This is a genomic window from Suipraeoptans intestinalis (genome assembly GCF_034091795.1).
GTDB classification, from domain to species: domain Bacteria; phylum Bacillota; class Clostridia; order Lachnospirales; family Lachnospiraceae; genus Suipraeoptans; species Suipraeoptans intestinalis.
In genome coordinates, this window is record NZ_JAXFXH010000004.1 from 67,182 (window position 1) to 84,458 (window position 17,277).

The window sequence follows — 17,277 nt, forward strand, 5'->3', positions numbered from 1 at the left end:
TTGTATCTGTGTCAAGTACATCTTTTTTTCTTTTTCTCTTTCCGAACTTTAAAAATACCCGGTCGAGATCTCCAAAAAACAGTTGGAGGATGATAGTCTCAAGGCTATTGACCTCGAAAAATAAGAACCGTCTTCTACTGTGCGTCGGATTTGTACTGTAAAGATATGCTGTCTACACTATTGCCACGACATAATAACTGTTAACTCCGCGACGGGAAGGCAAAATACCGCCAGCTGTTCACACAGCTGGCGGTACAAAATTTTTAACAATTTTTTCTTTTCGCTTTCATTTTTGGATTCTGCAGCACTAGTTAGTGATTGTCTGCTCCGTTTCTTTGTCAAATACATGGATCTTTTCTGCATCCAGTGCAAATTTAACGGTATCTCCGGTTCTTGCCTTGGTCTTGGGCTCTACTCTTGCCGTCATATTGGAGCCTTCATAATCAAAGTACAGGTACACTTCTGCTCCCAGCATTTCGTACACTCGGATCGTTGCCTCAATGACCGTGTTGGGGGAAGATGCCAGGAATCTCTCGTCATCATGCACATCCTCCGGACGGATCCCCAGTACTACCGTCTTTCCGTCGTAGCCTCCCTCGATCAGCTTCTTTCCTTTTCTCTCCGGAAGCTCGATCTCAGACGGTCCTGCCACCAGATAAACCTTGTCTCCCTTTACCTTACAGGTCGCATCGATGAAATTCATCTGCGGGGATCCGATAAAGCCTGCCACAAACAGGTTGCACGGATAATCGTACAGTGTCTGGGGGGTATCCACCTGCTGAACCACACCGGCATTCATAACTACGATCCGGGTTCCCAAAGTCATTGCCTCTGTCTGATCGTGGGTTACGTAGATGATGGTCGTCCCCAGTCTCTGGTGCAGCTTGGAGATCTCAATACGCATCTGTCCGCGCAGCTTTGCATCCAGGTTGGAAAGCGGTTCGTCCATCAGGAATACCTTGGGATTTCTTACGATGGCACGTCCCATTGCCACGCGCTGTCTCTGTCCTCCGGACAAAGCCTTGGGCTTCCGGTCCAGAAGCGCCTCCAGATCCAGGATCTTGGCAGCCTCCCTTACCATCTTGTCAATTTCATCCTTTGGTACCTTGCGCAGCTTCAATCCAAACGCCATATTTTCATACACTGTCATATGGGGATACAGCGCATAGTTCTGGAATACCATTGCAATATCTCTGTCCTTCGGCTCTACATCATTGACAACCTTGTCTCCGATCTTTAATTCTCCGGAAGAGATCTCCTCCAGCCCTGCCACCATTCTGAGCGTCGTGGATTTTCCGCACCCGGAAGGTCCTACAAAGATGATAAACTCTTTGTCTTCGATCTCCAGATTAAAATCCTTCACCGCTTCAAAGCCGTTGGGATACGTTTTGTTGATGTGCTTCAGTGATAAACTTGCCATTCTATTTTCCTCCTGCTGTCTGTTTCCTTTTTCATTTCTATGAGAAGTTTACAAAAAAAGTCCAACTCATGCTATGCACAAGTTGAACAATCTTTTTTCTGATTCCTATACAATGTGACTCTTTAGGATAGAAGCTGGCGATAAACCTCCCGTTTTCCTATGCCTCTGTCCTTTGCCACCTGTTTCATCGCTTCCTTTTTTTCCATTCCCTGCCGCAGGTAAACCTCCATATGGTCCTCCAAAGAAAGCGGTTCCCACTTCTGCCTTTCCTGCTGTTCCAGTTCCTGCCGGCTCCGTCCCTCTGCCACGATCACACATTCTCCTCTGGGCTCCTCTTTTTCATAGTAGGCGATGGCTTCCTCCAGGGTCATAGAATACACGGATTCGTGTTTCTTCGTCAGTTCTCTGCAGATACTGATCCTTCGCTGCCCCAGTACTTTCTGCAATTCTTCCAGCGTTTTTTTCAATCGGTGCGGCGCTTCATAAAATACCATCGTCCGCGTTTCCTCGGTAATCTGATCCAGCACTCTTTGCCGCTCTTTTTTTTCTGCCGGAAGAAACCCCTCAAATACGAATCTTCTGGAAGGCAGGCCGGAAATGGAAAGCCCTGTGATGCAGGCCGCCGGTCCGGGGACTCCCGTTACCGTGATCCCTGCTTCCCGGCACATCCGGACCAGTTCTTCCCCCGGATCGGAGATCCCCGGAGTTCCGGCATCGCTGATCAGCGCAACCTGTTTCCCCTCCAGGAGCCAGTCCACGATCTTTTTGCCTTTCTCGATCTTGTTATGTTCATGATAGCTGGTCATAGGCGTCCGGATCTCAAAATGGTTCAGCAGCTTGATGCTGTTTCTGGTATCCTCCGCCGCGATCAGATCCGCCTCTTTCAGCGTGCGGATCCCACGAAAAGTCATATCCTCCAGATTTCCAATAGGGGTTGCGCACACATACAGGGTTCCTGCCATAGCTATTCTCCTTCCGTTTCCTTTCCATAGATCCGCAGGATCTCTTCCGTATGGCTTCCGTCCTCCCTGTATACCACCAGAGTCGGTTCCACCGTCATCCGCGGACGTCCGCCTTTCATTCCCTCCAGCAACACCAGATTTGGCTCCTTGCCCTGTTCCGGTTGTACCAGACGCATCCGCTTCGGTTCGATCCCTGCCTGTATCATTTCTGCCAGGATCTCCGGCAGACGGAACGGACGATGTACCATGTAGAACCGTCCCTTTTGCCTGAGCAGCTTCCCGCTTTCCCGAAGGATGTCTTTCAGGGTACAGCAGGCTTCATGTCTGGCGATCCAGAGAGCCTCTTTTTCATTTTTCAGCCCATGGCTGTTTATCATATAAGGCGGATTGGTCACGATCACAGAAAAGGCGTCTTTGCCAAACAGGGAGGAGGCTTCTTTGATGTCTCCCTTTCGGATCCGGATACGCTCCTCCAGTCCGTTATACAGAACGCTGCGGCGAGCCATGTCTGCACTTTCTTCCTGAAGCTCCAGACCCGTAAAGGATTTCCCTTCCGTCTTAGCCGCCAGCAAAATGGGGAGGATTCCCGTTCCGGTTCCCAGATCCAGCACCTCCTCCTGTGGTCTCACCACCGCAAAGGCAGACAGCAGCACCGCGTCCATTCCAAAGCAGAATCTTCCCGGCTCCTGTATGATCTTATAGCCTTTTATCTGCAGATCGTCCAGCCGCTCTCCCGGCTTCATTTTAACCTTCATCTAGCTTCGACGCTCCGTTCTTTTCTTCCAGCGCTTTCAACTGTTCCATCTCTTCTTTGGATATCCGGATGTCTTTCTTCTTCCTGCGCGGCTTGAATTTCAGTTCCGTCGCTTTGTATTCCCGAATCTCTTTTTCATCCTGCTCCAAAGATACGATGACCCGCACCAGCTGGCGAAGCACATTGACAGACTGTACTTCTCCTCTGAGTCCCTCCGGCGTTATCACATAGTCGCTCACCGTAGGCAGGTGGCTGTTCAGCTCCTCGTAGGTTTCCTGTTCGTTGGTCAGGCAGCACATCAGTCTGCCGCATACCCCGGATATCTTGGAGGGGTTCAAAGAAAGATTCTGCTCTTTCGCCATCTTGATGGAAACCGGCGCAAACTCGGACAGATATGTATGGCAGCAAAGAGGCCTGCCACAGATGCCGATCCCACCCCGGATCTTCGTCTCGTCCCGGACTCCGATCTGGCGCAGTTCGATCCGGGTTCGGAATACGCTTGCCAGATCCTTGACCAGCTCCCGGAAGTCGATCCGTCCGTCTGCCGTAAAATAAAACAGCGCCTTATTGTTGTCAAAGGTATATTCCACATCGATCAGTTTCATTTCCAGGCCATGCTTGCGGATCTTTTCCAGGCAGATCCCAAAGGCCTCTTTCTCTTTTTCCCTGTTTCTCGCCTCTTTGGCTTTGTCTTCCCTGGTGGCGATCCGGATCACCGGCTTCAGCGGCTGCAAGATCCTCTCCTCCTCCACCTGGCGGATGCCTGATACTACCATGCCATACTCTACTCCCCGTGCCGTTTCCACGATCACGTGGTCTCCCTGCTTTATCTTATGTTCTCCCGGAGCAAAAAAGTAGATCTTTCCCGCCGGTCGAAATCTTACTCCTATTACATTTACCATGGAATCAATTCTCCTTCATCGTCAAAAACAGCAGTTCCATTACCAGTTCAAAATTTACATTGGCTTTCAGTCTTGCCTTGGCCCGTTCCAGGGCGTTTAGGATCTCCTCGATCCCCTCATAAGAACTTTTTCTTGCCTGCTCGCGAATATACTTGATCTGTTCGCGAAATACCACCTGATCGATCTCCTTTGTCGCTTTGTAAAGCAATACGTCCCTGTACCAGACCATGATAATATCCAGATAATCCTCGATCTCCAGCTTGTATTCCCGGATCTGCTTCAGCGCGGCGATCATCTCCTCCGTCGTCATGTCGGGGAACTGTTTCAAAAGGCGGATGGCCTCCTCCCGAAGTTCATGGAATCTTTCCGAATTGGCCAGCAGGATCGCCCGCCCCAGATTGCCCTGTGCAAACGCCGTACAAAGGTCCGCCTTATAGTCGGGAACCTCCATGACCTCCATAAGGTACTTGCGGATCAGGGTATCCCGCAGGTGGCGAAGCTTCAGCATGACGCACCGGGAAGTAATGGTGGGCAGAAGCAGCTCGTAATTTTCGGTCAGCAGCAGGATCACAGCGTACTCCGGAGGTTCCTCCATCGTCTTCAGCAATGCGTTTTGTGCCTGCACCGTCATTTTTTCTGCTCCGTCCACAATATAAACCTTCCATCTGCTCTGGTAAGGCTTGATCCGGATGGTATCGTTGATCTGCTTGCGGATATCCTCCACTCCCAGGACTCCCGGCTTTTCTCCCTTCACATAGAAAATATCCGGATGTGCGCCGCTTTCCGCCTGACGACAGGAATGGCAGACATTACATGGCTCCGCCCCTCCTTTTTCACACACCAGCACCGTAGCAAAAAGACCCGCCAAAAGCTTCTTTCCGGATCCCTTTTCTCCGCTCAGTATATACGCATGAGACACTCTGTCCTGCATCGTGACCGTCTGGATATATTCAATGATCCTGTTGTGTCCGATTACGTCTTTAAAACTTGCCATGTTTGATTTCCTCTGCCATTTCTTTGAAACACTGACTCCTGTTTTCGTTGTAAAATCGTTTTGAAATGCCCGCTTCCCGAAGATTTTCTTCTGAAAAGTCTTTGGCGTCTGCCAAAAACCGCCTGCACAACTCCTCATACCTGGGAGATTCCTGTCTTTCTTCTCTTGCCAAAGCCCTTTTCAGCCGCTCTCCATCCTCCACCTCCACGTAGAGGGGGATCACGCAGCTGCTGCCAAAATATGCCTTTAACCGGTTGTAGGACTCCAGCGTCCCTATCGCCAGGTAATCCGCTTCTTCCAGACAGATCTGCCCGTCGTCCACGGTGGCGTACCGCCAGATGCCATGTATCGTATCATAGGCTCTTTCTTCTATCAGTCGGCCTGCCTTCCGAAACACGTCCAGCTTTTCTTCTTCTACAAAAAAATATTCGACGCCATCCTTTTCTCCCTCCCGGATGGGGCGGGTGGTGTACAACACGATGGTCCGAAGCTGCGGAAATTCCCGTTTCAGATCCTGAAACAAGGTATCCTTACCCGATGAACTCTTTCCCATCACATAGAATATCTTTCCCATTGCCTAACACCTCTATCCTCTCTTCCTCCCGCAGTCCGTGGATGGCGTATCCCAGTTCTTTGTAATATTGTAACACAGCGATGCTTTCCTTGGTAATCTTTTCTCCCGGAACCAAAAGAGGAACTCCCGGCGGGTACAGATAGGCATATTCCAAAGAAACTCTACCGCCGCTTTCCTCTATCCGGATCCTCCGGGCTCCCCGGGCTTTTCGCTGCGTCTCCACTTCAAAGCTGTCATACTCCCGAATACTGCTTCTTCCGCCTCCGGAAAGCAGCGCCTCCAAAGCCTTCGCCTCTTTGGCTTCCGCCTTTTTGGGCCCTTCTTTTTCCAATTCTTTCAAGGCAGCTTCCAGTCTTGCAAATCCCGTGTCATTATCTGCTACGGATGTCATTGCCAGTACATAAGTGCCTGCCGCCATTTCCATTTCCAGGTGGTGTTTTTTTCTCAGCCGGTCCGAGACCTGTTTCCCCGTCCATCCCTCTACTCGGATAACCACCTTGGAGGGGTCGTAGCAGCCGGTTTCCAAAAGCTTCACAGAGCGGTACGCACGAAAGGACTCCCGAAATCGCTTCAGCCGGTCTACATAGGAACAGAACAGCTCCTCTTTTTCCCGTTCCAGCAGGTCAATGCATTGACCGATACTTGTCAGAAAAAGATAGGATGGGCTGCTGGTCTGCAGCATGGACAGATATCCTTTGACCCGTTCTCTGTCCACCCGGTCTCCGTTGAAATGCAAAAGAGCTGTCTGCGTCAGTGCCGGCAGTGTCTTATGCAGGCTGTGGATCACAATGTCCGCCCCTTTTTCATTGGCGCTTGCGGGAAAGTAGGGATGGAATCCAAAATGGGCTCCATGTGCCTCATCTACGATCAGAGGAATTCCCCTTTCCCGTGCGGCAAGAGCGATCCTGTCAATCTCCGATACCACCCCGTCGTAGGTGGGAGAAACCAGCACGATCCCCCGGATCTTTGGATCCACTTCCAGCGCCCTTCTTACCTCTGCCTCCCGGATCCCTTTGTTCAGTCCCGTATCCGGATCCACCTCCGGATACAGATAGACCGGTCTTAATTTTCCCAGATATATGCCATTGTAGACAGATTTGTGGCAGTTTCTTGCCACAAGCACCTTGTCCCCCTCCTGAAAAGCTCCCAAAAGGCTGGCAAGGATCCCCGCTGTGCTCCCGTTTACGAGAAAGCAGGTTTCCTCCGCCCCAAACAGCTTTGCCGCCCTCTCCTGGCTTTCCCTTAGAATCCCCTCCGGGTGATGAAGGTCGTCAAAGCCTTCGATCTCTGTAATATCTATACGGAACATGGATTCCATACCGGGAATCACAGGATTTCTCTTGTGTCCCGGCATATGGAATCCATAATAATCAGACTCTCCATATTCTTGCAGTCGTTCAAATAAGGTTTTCATGATAGTCTTTTCAGCAATGCTTCTCTTTCTTTTTCGTAGCCCGGTTTCCCCAACAGGGCAAACATATTGGCCTTGTAGCTTTCCACTCCCGGCTGGTTGAAGGGGTTGACGCCCAAAAGATATCCGCTTACCCCCACTGCAAACTCAAAGAAATAGAACAGCTGGCCCAAGGATTCTTCATCCAGTGCCGGAATGTTGATCATCAGATTCGGTACCTGGCCGTCTGTATGTGCCAGGATGGTTCCGTTCATGGCGCTTTTATTTACGAAGTCCACCGTCTTTCCCGCCAGATAATTAAGACCGTCCAGATCTACCGCTTCCTCCTTCAAAAGGATCTCTTCCTGGGATGTCTCTACATGCAGTACCGTCTCAAACAGCGTTCTGTTGCCGTCCTGGATAAACTGTCCCATGGAATGCAGGTCTGTCGTCAGATCCACCGAGGCGGGGAAGATTCCTTTTTGATCTTTTCCTTCACTTTCTCCGTAAAGCTGTTTCCACCACTCTGCCACATAGTGCAGACTGGGCTCATAGTTGGCAAGCACCTCGATCTCTTTTCCCTTCCGGAGCAGGATGTTTCGGATAGCCGCGTACTGCAGGGCTCCATTTTTCTCAAATGGCTGCTCTATGGCTTCCTGCCTTCCTGCTTGCGCTCCCGCCATCAGCTTTTCAATATCCGCCCCGCTTACGGCGATGGGCAGCAGTCCCACTGCCGTCAGAACGGAAAATCTTCCGCCTACATCATCCGGAACTACGAAGGTTTCGTACCCTTCCTCCTCTGCCAGATGCTTCAGTGCACCCCTGGCCTTGTCTGTGGTGGCATAGATTCGTCCTGCCGCCTCTTCCCGTCCGTACTTCTTTTCCAGAAGCTCCTTAAACACGCGGAATGCAATGGCCGGCTCTGTGGTGGTTCCCGATTTGGAAATGACGTTGACGGAAAAGTCCCTGTCGCCGATCACCTGGATCAGATGCTTCAGATAGGTACTGCTGATGCTGTTTCCCGCGTAGTAGATCTCCGGAGTCTTTCGGATTTCCCGGGACACTTCATTGTAAAAGCTGTGCCGCAAAAACTCGATCGCCGCCCTGGCTCCCAGATAGGATCCTCCGATCCCGATCACCACCAGCACCTCTGAATCTTCTCCGATTTTTTTGGCAGCCTTCCGGATCCTTGCAAATTCCTCTTTATCGTAATGAACCGGAAGGTCGATCCAGCCCAGGAAATCGTTTCCCGCTCCTTCCTTCTTCAGCAGCTCCTCTTTGGCAGCCTCCGCCCGGTTCTTCATATAATCTACTTCATGCTCTGAAATAAAGCCCGCCGCTTTTGAATAATCAAATGTTATTTTCTTCATTTGTGTAACTCCTTCCAAATCCTGTCTGTACAGCAATGTTTTCTTTCCCTGCCATTCTAGCAAATTGCCCCTGATTAATCAAGTTTCCCCCAATTTCCCAGCATCTCCCTGATGAGGCGGACGCTGTGGGCGATGGCCTTTTTTTCAAAGGTCGGGTAATCCTCCGTGGCACAGTGGTCTGCCTGATCAGAGATAGAGCGAACGATCACGTAGGGGATCCTGTTCAGGTATGCCGCCTGGGCGATCCCTGCCCCCTCCATTTCCACACACATTCCGCCAAATACTTCTGTCAGCTCCTGCTTCTTCTCTTCTGAGGACACAAACTGATCTCCCGTCACCACCCTTCCCACAAAGGTTTGAATGTCCGGATTTGCCCGCTGATTCGCTTTTTTTGCTCTTTCTATCAGTTCTTCCTCGGCAGGAAATGCCCAGACGTCCATCCTGGGTACCTGTCCCCTGGGATCTCCAAATGCACTGGCATCCATGTCATGATGCAGCGCATCCCGGGAGATCACCATATCTCCGATCCTGATATCCGGGTGCAGTCCTCCTGCAATACCGGTGTTGATCAGCACGTCCGCACCAAATTCCAGCGCCAGGATCGCCCCGCAGATTCCCGCATTGACCTTTCCTACTCCGCTTCTTACCACGACCGCTTCCTGTCCGCACAGTCTCCCCTTATAAAATTCCATGGAAGCGATCTTTCTCGTCTCTTCTATTTCCATATCCCTTTGCAGCGCCGCCACTTCTTCTTCCATCGCACCGATGATCCCTATCATATGTCCTTCCTTTCCCGATCTCCGGATCTGTTTCGCTTATTTCACTGCCGGTCTTTCCTTTCCTGTTTCCACTGCCGCAGTGTTCTCTGTTATCATAGCAGGTTTTTTTTCGCCGGGAAACCTTCCCCGTAGAAATATGGTATTTTTTATATATTTCTGTTATACTATGCCTATACGATCCGCAGGCGGCCGATCCGGCTCCGCCTGCAGCTTACATAGGAGGTTTATCATGATGGAATATACGCCCCAAGGGGTCTGTGCCCAGTCCATCCGCGTGGATCTGGAAAATAATGTAGTCAAGCAGGTGGAATTTATCGGTGGGTGCAACGGCAACCTGAAAGGGATTGCCAGTCTTGTCGTTGGAATGGATGCCCGGGAGGCCATCTCCCGCATAGACGGTCTCACCTGCGGAAACAAGGCTACCTCCTGTCCGGATCAGCTGGCACAGGCTTTAAAGGCAGCTTTACGTCAATCATTTTAAGTGGAGGTTCATATGAAGCGCATTATTTTGACCGGCGGAGGAACGGCAGGGCATGTAACGCCCAATATCGCTCTCCTTCCCCGTCTCCGGGAGCTGCAGTACGACATTCACTATATCGGCTCCTACAACGGAATTGAAAAGGAACTGGTGGAACAGATGGGAATTCCCTATCATGGGATTTCTTCCGGAAAGCTGCGGCGCTATTTCAGTCTTCAGAACTTCACCGATCCTTTCCGCGTACTGAAGGGATTTCGGGAGGCAGATCACCTGATCAAGATCCTGAAGCCGGATGTGATCTTTTCCAAGGGCGGTTTTGTCTCTGTTCCTGTCGTATTCGCAGGAAAAAAGCGTCGGGTTCCCGTCGTTCTGCATGAATCTGACATGACGCCGGGACTGGCCAATAAACTGGCGCTTCCTTCCGCAGCCAGGATTTGTTGTAACTTTCCGGAGACTTTAAAGATCCTTCCGGAGGGAAAAGCCGTTCTGACCGGTTCTCCCATCCGTCAGGAGCTACTTTCCGGCGACAGGTTTAAAGCGCGGGAGCTTCTGGGCTTTTCTTCCGAAAAGCCGGTTATCCTGGTAGTCGGCGGAAGCCTGGGATCTGTGGCGGTAAACGATGCGATCCGCAGCGTCCTGCCCTCCCTGCTGTCTCGCTTTCAGGTGATCCACCTGTGCGGCAAGGGGAAACTGGATCCTACGCTGAATATGCAGGAAGGCTATGCACAGTTTGAATATATTAAGGACGAGCTGCGCCATTTCTTCGCGCTGTCCGACCTGATCGTATCGCGTGCGGGAGCCAACGCCATCTGTGAGATCCTGGCGCTGCACAAGCCCAACCTTCTGATTCCTCTTTCGGCTGCTGCCAGCAGAGGAGACCAGATCTTAAACGCCCGTTCCTTTGAACGGCAGGGCTACAGTCTGGTTTTGGAAGAAGAGTCTCTCAGCAATCCCCTTCTTCTGGACGCCATTAACCGTCTGTATGATAACCAGGACTTTTATATCAACAACATGAAGCACTCTCCGCAGCAAAATTCTATCGACATGGTTATCGATACCATAGAAAGTGTCTGCAGATGATATATCTTCGACAGCCTTTTCTCCAAAAGCAGCCCATGCGCATCAGGCAGAATAGGCTGTCTTTTCTGTACGGCAAAAAGCAGAGACGCATTCTCCTTTTGGGGCATTCACATAACGAATGCTTTGTCGTCTCTGCCTTTTCTATCTCTTGTCAGTTTTTTCTTTTAAGGTCTCTTTTTTCTGCGCCGCAGGTCTATACCCAAAACTCCCAGTGATGAAACCAGCAACAGCAGCATCCACCTGTAGATACTTGCCGGATCTCCGGTTTTAGGGCTTTTTGTTCCTTCTGCTTTCGTCTGTCCCGCCTTCACTTCCTGTGAAGCTGCCACGTTCCCATTTGTCTGACCGTTTCCCTTTGCGTGCAGGCTGTTTTTCTGCTTTGTCTCTGTCTTTTCCGGAGACGTTGCCTGTGTGGAAGCCCCTGTTTTCGGTTCCTCAGACGGTTTTGGCTCCACGCCCGGTTTCGGCTCTTCGGACGGCTTTGGCTCCACACCCGGCTTCGGCTCTTCAGACGGCTTTGGCTCCACGCCCGGCTTCGGTTCTTCAGACGGTTTTGGCTCCACACCCGGCTTCGGTTCTTCAGACGGCTTTGGCTCTTCCGTTACAGACACATTGGCAAGGGATTCTGTTCCAAACACGATCTTTTCAAAATCAGGAACTGCCGTTCCTCGCCAATAAGTCGGCTGATCTCCATCGCTTAACACTTTGAGATTTTTTCCTGCAGCTGCGCTGCCGGTGGTCTTGCTGATCGCAATTCCCTGTGTTGCCGGCTGTCCCGGTTTCGCGTCCTTTCTATAGGTATCTCCTCCCTGCAAATACGCCTGTTTTACCTGTAGCCTTCCTGTTCCGGAAACAGCCTCTCCACCGTCTCCGCCGGATCCGCTTCCACCTACTGCGATCAATTTTCCTTCTCCGTCTACGGTTCCATTATCCAGCACCAGAGCACTTCCTCCCAGCGTGGTTGTTGCTATAGATCCACCACCATAAACTCCCAGTGTGGAATTTTCCGTAATGGTCAATGTTCCATTTTCTACCGCCAGTGCCGGCTGACCCGTGTAGGGCTTCCCTGTTTTGGGATCATCTCCAGTGGGAGATTCATCTCCCCGTACAAACACATTTCCCTTTACCTGAACATTTCCGCTGATCTTTACTACCGGCTCCACATTTCTTCTTGCCTTTTTTCCATTGGGCAGGAAGTTGGTATTGGAGTAGATCAGAGAATCCTTTAGTACTGCTCCATCTTTCAGCTCCAGCTGCCCGTTGATAGATGCTCCCGTCAGGAATTTTTTCCCGAAGGAATCGTAGTTCATCTGGAATTCTCCTCCTTTTTCCACAGTGATCTTTCCGTGGACAGAAGAATCGTGAAGACTCAGCTTTCCGCCTTCTTTTACAACCACTTCTACACTGCTAAGAAGCTTCATGTTTACCAGTGTTACATCCGTTCCCTTATCTACGATCAGCTTTTGACTTGGCTCCCCCTCTACCGAAACTCCCAGTTCTCCATAAGTCCCACTTGCATGAGAACCGTAAATCGCCTTGATCTCAGACGGAACGGAAACCTCCTCATTTTTTCCGCCAAACTTCTGGATCACCCATGGCTCCATATCCCACAGATATTTTCCATCCTGTGTCTTTTGCGCATTCTGGATTGTCATGCGATCCTTCAGCGTTTCATTATAGTCATATACTACGAAAGGCAGTTCATTGCTGGTGGCTGTTCTCCCTGTTTTGTCAACAATCTGTACCTTCACCTTGTATGTTCCCGGAGTTTTCGGCGTTCCGTTTAAGGTTACAGAACTGTCGTAGGTAGAATAGATGCCCTTCATCCCGGACGCTGCATCCAGTACGACCTTGGACGCCTGTGTGATCTCCAGTTGTTTCATTTTATTCAGGTCCACCCAGTCTGTCTCCTGTGGTGTATCTGCTTCTGTTACCTGTACTACCACATTGCTGTTCTTATTCTGTACGGCAGCCGTCGTCGCCCCTGAAATGGCATCGTACCCCTTCTGGTTCACCATGGCAGATTCAAATTTCCCCACAAGACGAACCTTCAATGCCTTTTGCTTTGGCACCGTCTCTTCCTTGACCGGGATCAGTTGTTTTACAGAGCCCTCCAGATGATACCGGAAACTTTGTGTCTGTCCGTTTTGGTCTTCCAGTGTGAGAACGTCATTTTCCTTCAGCTCTTTCATATGAAGAACAGTTTCCTCCGGAAAATATTTTCCTTCTACCCAGGCCTGCCATTTGCTGTCTGCTTTCTCATACTCTCTGTGATTTACCTTTACACTCTTTAGTTTTTGGATCCACTCCTTCGGAGATACCTCTACCACAAAAAAGGAATTCTGCATCCCCGGCGTCAGTGTAATAGGCGTTTCCGGCTCATCCTTCTGCGGTTCCTCCGGCTGTACAGAGGGCTTTGTTTCTTCCTTTGCCTGATAGCGGATGGTTTCTTTGTCAATAATAGAAATCAATCCGTTGGGATCCTTGATGGTAAATGTAAGCGTCCCTGCATCCGTAATAAACTGAACAACGTCTCCCTTTTTCAGCGTAGACAGTCCCACCGCCGGATCCGTATCACTGATCCAGTACTTTTTTTCTGTCATCAGTCCCGACCGAGACTCTGTTTTTGTGTAAGCCTCCTCGTTTACCTGCACCGTCTGGATCTTGTCGATAAACTCTCGGTTCTTAAAATTGATCTGGCATCCAAACAAACTGGAGGCGCTGGATTCAATAACAGGCGCTTCGCTTTCCTGCGCATACGCAGAAACCGGCATCGCCATGGACAATGCAAGCGCTACCAGCAGCATAAACTTTTTCATCTTCATCGCGTTCCTCTCCTTCGTCTTTCTCACATACCTGTGTGTTCCTACATAGCCTGTGTCATCTTTTGCCGTCCTTCTCCCCCGGCAGAATTCCCCGCCGCCTTTTCGGTTAGCACAGGCTAATTGATTTTAGCACACTCTCCGGCCCGCTTCAATAGAAAAGACAAAAAATGTCAACATTTTTAATATCGGTTCTCAAAAACCGCCTATATTGCTTCTTTTTGTTTTACGTCTTTCTCATCTGTCATTTGCACTCTCCTTGCATTACAAAAAAGAGAAGCAGATTATTACTCCACTTCTCTTAGTCATTTCTACACCATTTATTTTTTATAATTATTCAACGAGCGCTGAACTATTTTCCAGACCCCATCCGGCAAATCTTACATTTATTCTTTCATACTCCTTTACGCTTAACCTATCTCGCATAATGTCATACTTTTCCTGATCCTGTATATATTTCTTTATTGTGGCTTCATTTAGTCCCACTGTACTCACATAGTATCCTTCTGACCAGAAATGACGGTTTCCAAATTTATACTTCAGATTTGCGTGTCTGTCGAACATCATCAATGCTGACTTCCCTTTTAAATACCCCATAAAGCTGGAATCACTCATCTTTGGCGGGATACTTACGAGCATATGGATATGATCGGGCATAAGATGCCCTTCGATAATCTCCACTCCCTTATAGGAACATAACTATTTTATAATATCTCGCAAATCCGCTTTATATTGATTATAAATTATTTTTCGTCTATACTTTGGTGTGAAGACGATATGGTATTTACACATCCACTTTGTATGTGCTAAATCATTAGTTTTCTTCGCCATAAAATCACCTTTCCTTTTTTGCAATAGTGGCTTGGACACCTCTATTGTAGCGGAAAGGTGGTTTTTTGTATAACCCTTTGTCTCCACCCGCATAGCAGGTGGGTTTTAGTCCCAAATAAATGCACGCTGCGCATTTATTTGAGACAGGCTAAAACCTAACACAAAAAGGGCGTTCCTTTGCTTCCTTTACAGAAACAAAAGACCGCCGCTTTTACGATTTCCTATTGAGTTTTTCTCCGAAGAAACACCTCTGATCCTTGTTTTCAGTCAGATCATTCTGCCAGCAGGTTCAACAGTTTATTTTTGTCTGCTTCCGTCAACGTCCCCATTTTCCATCCCAGGCCCACTTTATCCTTGTCATATCTGGGAATCAGATGCATATGGAAATGAAACACCGTCTGCCCCGCCGCTGCTCCGTTGTTCTGGACGATATTATATCCCTGGCAGCCCAATGCTCCGGTAAATTTTATCACCAGCTTCTTTGCCAGAACCAGCGCCTTTGACGCTAACTCATCCTCCAACTCATACAGGTTCTCAAAATGTTCCTTGGGAATGATCAGCGCGTGTCCCATAGATGCCGGACTGGCGTCCAGGATTACCCGAAACCATTCGTCCTCATATAATGTAGCCGTAGGAATCTCTCCGTTTGCCAGTTTACAAAAAATACAATCCTCTTTTTTCATCTTTTATTCCCTTCCTTCCCTGTTCTTTCGATACAGTAGTATCCCTAACAAAAATCCGCCGGCCAGTCCTCCGATATGAGCCGCATTGTCCACTCCACCCTCTGCATATCCCATGTAAATGCTGAAAATCGCCATGATAAACAGCCGGTTTCCAGATACTCCCCGCAGCCGTCCTTTATTCCGCAAAACCACATACAACAGTCCGCCGATCAAGCCAAACACACAGCCGGAGGCACCTGCCGACACCGGAAACCGATTCCCTTGAAGATTCATCCACATGGACAGCAGGTTTCCTGCCAGTCCGCTCCCCAGATACAAAAGGATCAGCTTGATCCTTCCCAGTTCCCGTTCCAGATGACTTCCCATGGCCAGCAATCCCACCATGTTATTCACCAGATGTATCGCGTTGAAATGCAAAAACATACAGGTAAACAGCCGATAATATTCTTCTTTCTCCAGCACAAACGGGACATACATCCCCCCGTGCCCCAACACGAATCCTGCATCCTGGGGATCTCCCATAGCCGACATTCCCAAAAATATCACAACATTTATGACTACCAGCCAAAAGGACGCTGATTTTATCCATCTCCCTGTTTCCATCTGCCTCTCCTTTTGCTTCCTCCTGTCTTTTACTTTCCCTGTAATATGTTCTGTAGCCTTCCGGGATCCCACCGGTTCTTCTGGATTTCATTTTAACACTTTCCTGTTTTCTTGTCACTCCCTTCAGGTATCTCAGGTGTTGTCTGGTGCTATCTCTCTTGCGCAGATCGGCTCCGGACTTTTTCAGCGCATTCCGGGAAAGGACTGTTTTTCATAAATATCGCCAAGGGCTCCTCCCTGGATCTCTTACCAAATCTCTTACCGGATTTCTTCCCGGGAAAACCCTTCCCAGTCTCCCCATTTTTTCTTTTTTCTCCGTTTTAAAAGATTTTTTACCGGCTCCCAAAACTGCTTTGCTTCTCTGATCAATATAGGCTCCATTTCTCCTTCCTCTTCCCACTTCTCCCAACAGACGGTTTCTGTTTCTTTTTCTTCTGTTCCTGCTACCATCGCTTCTTTTTGCTCCCGAAGCCGCCCGGATAGCAGCGTCTTGTATTCCCGGCTGATCTTTTCCAGACTATAGTTTTCCTCCATTGTCTTCTTATGCAGAAAAAACACTCCCTCTACCCCTGCCGGATCGTCGTAATCTATATGTTTTACCAGATACTCTGTCAGCCTGTGGATACCCTCCCATATATTCTCTTTGGAAGGAGGAAAGTAACAAAAATAAAACTTTTTCTCTTCATAAAAAATATATTCCGGCTGCAGCAAAAGGCAGTGAATGTTCAATAAATGCCTCTCTGTCTCGCGGATCGCTTCTCTGATACTGTCCATCAGCAGTTCCACATCCCTGCCTCTCATGTTTCCTCTTTCAAACATGGCGCTCATGGACACCTTTCCGCTCACTTCATATTCGTAACAACTGCTGTCATCAATCCCTCTGCCCATCACGCGCAGCAGATATTCCGTTGGATTTATGCGCAGCATCCGCATCTGATAATCTTCTTCATAATATCCCTTTTCCCTGATGCTGATCCTTCTTTCCATCCTCACTCCTTTTGGCCTTGTTTTCTCGCTTCTCCTCTGTTTTTCCGGTTTCCTTCTCTCTTCATGTTTCACCTGTCTATTTCAAAATGTCGGGAAGCCTCCGAATATGATCCTCCTGCCAAAGCACCTGCCACTTTCTTCTGATGATAACCTGCCAGCCAAACTTATTTGCCGTGGCCTCCAGTACCACTTTTTCCCCTTCCTTCTTTACACTTCCCCGGATATCGGAAAGTAACAGGCATTTCCCCTGGATCCTTTCATAAAATCTTTCCAGTATGACTCCTTCTTTTACATCCTCCGCCTCTTTTCCTCTTGTGACGGTAGAGGCCAGGGCCTCATACACTGCTCCTTCCACTATATTTTTGTCATGAAAGAAAAACATCAGAAATACACACTGCATCCCCATAAAAAGAAGCAGCGGCATTAAAAGGGACATTTCTATCGTAAATCCGCCTTTTATCCATAAAATTTTTTCTGTTTTCCTCCGGGTCTGTCCCACTGTCATCTCGGATCCTTTGTCCATTCTCCGCCTTTCTCCCTGTCTTCCCTTTTTGTCTTTCTGCCTGCCAGTTCCTATCTTCGCCTCCTGCTTTCATTTGACTTCCGCCCATGGCTGGTTTCTCTTCTTTGCTCCCTCCCTAATCTCTT

The 17,277-nt window shown here is 49.2% G+C and carries 16 protein-coding genes and 1 pseudogene; 2 read left to right on the top strand and 15 right to left on the bottom strand.

Going from position 1 to position 17,277, the window contains the following annotated elements:
* Window positions 1–307 precede the first annotated feature (307 nt).
* From SOW26_RS01280 to SOW26_RS01320, 9 genes are all read right to left on the bottom strand, one after another.
* Window positions 308–1,420, bottom strand: a complete 1,113-nt coding sequence (locus tag SOW26_RS01280; protein WP_154477308.1) for an ABC transporter ATP-binding protein — start codon at window positions 1,418–1,420, stop codon at window positions 308–310.
* Window positions 1,421–1,542: 122 nt separating this feature from the next.
* Window positions 1,543–2,382: a 16S rRNA (cytidine(1402)-2'-O)-methyltransferase gene (gene rsmI, locus SOW26_RS01285; RefSeq protein WP_154477306.1), complete on the bottom strand. Its 840-nt coding sequence runs from the start codon at window positions 2,380–2,382 to the stop codon at window positions 1,543–1,545.
* A gap of 2 nt (window positions 2,383–2,384) precedes the next feature.
* Entirely contained in the window at window positions 2,385–3,137 is a 753-nt protein-coding gene (locus SOW26_RS01290) for a tRNA1(Val) (adenine(37)-N6)-methyltransferase (protein ID WP_276959952.1), read from the bottom strand.
* Complete coding sequence (locus tag SOW26_RS01295; RefSeq protein ID WP_154477302.1) at window positions 3,127–4,038, bottom strand: PSP1 domain-containing protein; 912 nt, start codon at window positions 4,036–4,038, stop codon at window positions 3,127–3,129. The genes SOW26_RS01290 and SOW26_RS01295 overlap by 11 nt, the downstream gene beginning before the upstream one ends.
* Before the next feature lie 4 nt (window positions 4,039–4,042).
* Window positions 4,043–5,032, bottom strand: a complete 990-nt coding sequence (locus SOW26_RS01300) for a DNA polymerase III subunit (RefSeq protein ID WP_320651736.1) — start codon at window positions 5,030–5,032, stop codon at window positions 4,043–4,045.
* Complete coding sequence (locus tag SOW26_RS01305) at window positions 5,019–5,606, bottom strand: nucleoside/nucleotide kinase family protein (protein WP_276959950.1); 588 nt, start codon at window positions 5,604–5,606, stop codon at window positions 5,019–5,021. The genes SOW26_RS01300 and SOW26_RS01305 overlap by 14 nt, the downstream gene beginning before the upstream one ends.
* A complete protein-coding gene (locus tag SOW26_RS01310) occupies window positions 5,563–7,020 on the bottom strand; it encodes an aminotransferase class I/II-fold pyridoxal phosphate-dependent enzyme (RefSeq protein WP_320651737.1) in 1,458 nt (485 codons plus the stop codon). Before SOW26_RS01310 ends, SOW26_RS01305 begins: the two co-directional genes overlap by 44 nt.
* Window positions 7,017–8,366, bottom strand: coding sequence for a glucose-6-phosphate isomerase (locus SOW26_RS01315; protein WP_276959948.1), 1,350 nt, complete (start codon window positions 8,364–8,366; stop codon window positions 7,017–7,019). Before SOW26_RS01315 ends, SOW26_RS01310 begins: the two co-directional genes overlap by 4 nt.
* Before the next feature lie 74 nt (window positions 8,367–8,440).
* On the bottom strand, window positions 8,441–9,145 hold the full coding sequence (locus SOW26_RS01320) for a 5'-methylthioadenosine/adenosylhomocysteine nucleosidase (protein ID WP_154477294.1): 705 nt from the start codon (window positions 9,143–9,145) through the stop codon (window positions 8,441–8,443).
* Window positions 9,146–9,377: 232 nt separating this feature from the next.
* Between SOW26_RS01320 and SOW26_RS01325 the strand changes: the two genes are divergently transcribed.
* Together SOW26_RS01325 and SOW26_RS01330 are read left to right on the top strand one after the other, a co-directional pair.
* Complete coding sequence (locus tag SOW26_RS01325; RefSeq protein WP_154478844.1) at window positions 9,378–9,626, top strand: TIGR03905 family TSCPD domain-containing protein; 249 nt, start codon at window positions 9,378–9,380, stop codon at window positions 9,624–9,626.
* Between the two features lie 12 nt (window positions 9,627–9,638).
* Window positions 9,639–10,703 (top strand): undecaprenyldiphospho-muramoylpentapeptide beta-N-acetylglucosaminyltransferase, encoded by a 1,065-nt coding sequence (locus SOW26_RS01330; protein ID WP_276959947.1) that lies wholly within the window; start codon window positions 9,639–9,641, stop codon window positions 10,701–10,703.
* A 164-nt stretch (window positions 10,704–10,867) separates the two neighbouring features.
* On the opposite strand, the gene SOW26_RS01335 is transcribed toward SOW26_RS01330, so the two are convergent.
* The 6 genes and pseudogenes from SOW26_RS01335 to SOW26_RS01360 form a co-directional block, all read right to left on the bottom strand.
* Window positions 10,868–13,528, bottom strand: coding sequence for a hypothetical protein (locus SOW26_RS01335; protein ID WP_320651738.1), 2,661 nt, complete (start codon window positions 13,526–13,528; stop codon window positions 10,868–10,870).
* A gap of 330 nt (window positions 13,529–13,858) precedes the next feature.
* Window positions 13,859–14,356: pseudogene (tnpA, locus tag SOW26_RS01340) on the bottom strand (IS200/IS605 family transposase).
* Window positions 14,357–14,628: 272 nt separating this feature from the next.
* Window positions 14,629–15,039 carry an HIT family protein gene (locus SOW26_RS01345; protein WP_276959944.1) on the bottom strand — a complete coding sequence of 137 codons (411 nt, stop codon included), beginning with the start codon at window positions 15,037–15,039 and terminating at the stop codon, window positions 14,629–14,631.
* Window positions 15,040–15,042: 3 nt separating this feature from the next.
* Window positions 15,043–15,642 (bottom strand): rhomboid family intramembrane serine protease, encoded by a 600-nt coding sequence (locus SOW26_RS01350; RefSeq protein ID WP_320651739.1) that lies wholly within the window; start codon window positions 15,640–15,642, stop codon window positions 15,043–15,045.
* Window positions 15,643–15,900: 258 nt separating this feature from the next.
* Window positions 15,901–16,629, bottom strand: coding sequence for a DUF6382 domain-containing protein (locus SOW26_RS01355; RefSeq protein ID WP_276959943.1), 729 nt, complete (start codon window positions 16,627–16,629; stop codon window positions 15,901–15,903).
* Between the two features lie 76 nt (window positions 16,630–16,705).
* Window positions 16,706–17,152, bottom strand: a complete 447-nt coding sequence (locus SOW26_RS01360) for a TadE family protein (RefSeq protein WP_320651740.1) — start codon at window positions 17,150–17,152, stop codon at window positions 16,706–16,708.
* Between the last annotated feature and the right edge of the window lie 125 nt (window positions 17,153–17,277).

Excerpts from the sequence above, each read along its gene's own strand:
- SOW26_RS01360 (WP_320651740.1), bottom strand. The coding sequence starts at position 17,152 with ATGGACAAAGGATCCGAGATGACAGTGGGACAGACCCGGAGGAAAACA.
- SOW26_RS01325 (WP_154478844.1), top strand. The coding sequence starts at position 9,378 with ATGGAATATACGCCCCAAGGGGTCTGTGCCCAGTCCATCCGCGTGGAT.
- SOW26_RS01305 (WP_276959950.1), bottom strand. The coding sequence starts at position 5,606 with ATGGGAAAGATATTCTATGTGATGGGAAAGAGTTCATCGGGTAAGGAT.
- SOW26_RS01300 (WP_320651736.1), bottom strand. The coding sequence starts at position 5,032 with ATGGCAAGTTTTAAAGACGTAATCGGACACAACAGGATCATTGAATAT.
- SOW26_RS01345 (WP_276959944.1), bottom strand. The coding sequence starts at position 15,039 with ATGAAAAAAGAGGATTGTATTTTTTGTAAACTGGCAAACGGAGAGATT.
- SOW26_RS01295 (WP_154477302.1), bottom strand. The coding sequence starts at position 4,038 with ATGGTAAATGTAATAGGAGTAAGATTTCGACCGGCGGGAAAGATCTAC.
- SOW26_RS01320 (WP_154477294.1), bottom strand. The coding sequence starts at position 9,145 with ATGATAGGGATCATCGGTGCGATGGAAGAAGAAGTGGCGGCGCTGCAA.
- SOW26_RS01280 (WP_154477308.1), bottom strand. The coding sequence starts at position 1,420 with ATGGCAAGTTTATCACTGAAGCACATCAACAAAACGTATCCCAACGGC.
- SOW26_RS01315 (WP_276959948.1), bottom strand. The coding sequence starts at position 8,366 with ATGAAGAAAATAACATTTGATTATTCAAAAGCGGCGGGCTTTATTTCA.
- SOW26_RS01350 (WP_320651739.1), bottom strand. The coding sequence starts at position 15,642 with ATGGAAACAGGGAGATGGATAAAATCAGCGTCCTTTTGGCTGGTAGTC.
- SOW26_RS01290 (WP_276959952.1), bottom strand. The coding sequence starts at position 3,137 with ATGAAGGTTAAAATGAAGCCGGGAGAGCGGCTGGACGATCTGCAGATA.
- SOW26_RS01310 (WP_320651737.1), bottom strand. The coding sequence starts at position 7,020 with ATGAAAACCTTATTTGAACGACTGCAAGAATATGGAGAGTCTGATTAT.
- SOW26_RS01330 (WP_276959947.1), top strand. The coding sequence starts at position 9,639 with ATGAAGCGCATTATTTTGACCGGCGGAGGAACGGCAGGGCATGTAACG.
- rsmI (WP_154477306.1), bottom strand. The coding sequence starts at position 2,382 with ATGGCAGGAACCCTGTATGTGTGCGCAACCCCTATTGGAAATCTGGAG.
- SOW26_RS01335 (WP_320651738.1), bottom strand. The coding sequence starts at position 13,528 with ATGAAGATGAAAAAGTTTATGCTGCTGGTAGCGCTTGCATTGTCCATG.
- SOW26_RS01355 (WP_276959943.1), bottom strand. The coding sequence starts at position 16,629 with ATGGAAAGAAGGATCAGCATCAGGGAAAAGGGATATTATGAAGAAGAT.